The sequence below is a fragment of the Acidiphilium sp. PM genome, from assembly GCF_000219295.1.
In the GTDB taxonomy this organism is placed as follows: Bacteria; Pseudomonadota; Alphaproteobacteria; order Acetobacterales; family Acetobacteraceae; genus Acidiphilium; species Acidiphilium multivorum.
Genome location: NZ_AFPR01000420.1, coordinates 1 through 546, shown reverse-complemented (window position 1 = coordinate 546; position 546 = coordinate 1). Strand labels below are relative to the sequence as shown.

At 71.1% G+C, this 546-nt stretch carries 1 protein-coding gene; it reads right to left on the bottom strand.

The genetic code is table 11. From position 1 onward, the window contains the following. Window positions 1-469 (bottom strand): hypothetical protein (locus tag APM_RS13170; RefSeq protein WP_007423857.1); only part of this gene is annotated, 469 nt, incomplete at its 3' end. Between the last annotated feature and the right edge of the window lie 77 nt (window positions 470-546).

The window sequence follows — 546 nt, the reverse complement described above, 5'->3', positions numbered from 1 at the left end:
TGCCGGGCGACGTCGCCGCCACCGGGCCGAGCGAAAGTCCCGCCAGCCCGGCCAGGCCACCGGCGCTGACGAGATCGAGTCCCGCCTGCGCCAGCGCGTCCGGCACCGCCGTCACCAGGTTCTGCGCCTCGACCAGCTCGATCGAGAACGGAATCCACCAGGGTTTCTCGTAAACCGCGACGAAATCCGCGATCACCACCTCAAAGGCGAAGCCGCTCCAGGCCAGCGGCAGGGTCGCCCCCGCCGTCCGCGCCACATCGAGCAGTTGCGCCCGCGCCTCGGCATCGGGGCCGGAGAAAGTGCCCGCGAAACGGATGATCCCCGCCGCCGCGCCGAGCGTGTCGATCACGCGGCCGCCGCCCGGCAGCTCATGCACCGCCAGCCGCTGGCAGCCGCCGAACTCGATCGCCTGCGGCACCTCGAAATCCCGGAAGGCAACGCCGCCCAGCGTCACCATGATCGCCGCCATCTTCCGCCTCCCGCTTTCAGAATCCCGGCTTGCGGCCCGGGAACACCGGCGACATGCGCGTGTCGTATCCGGTCACG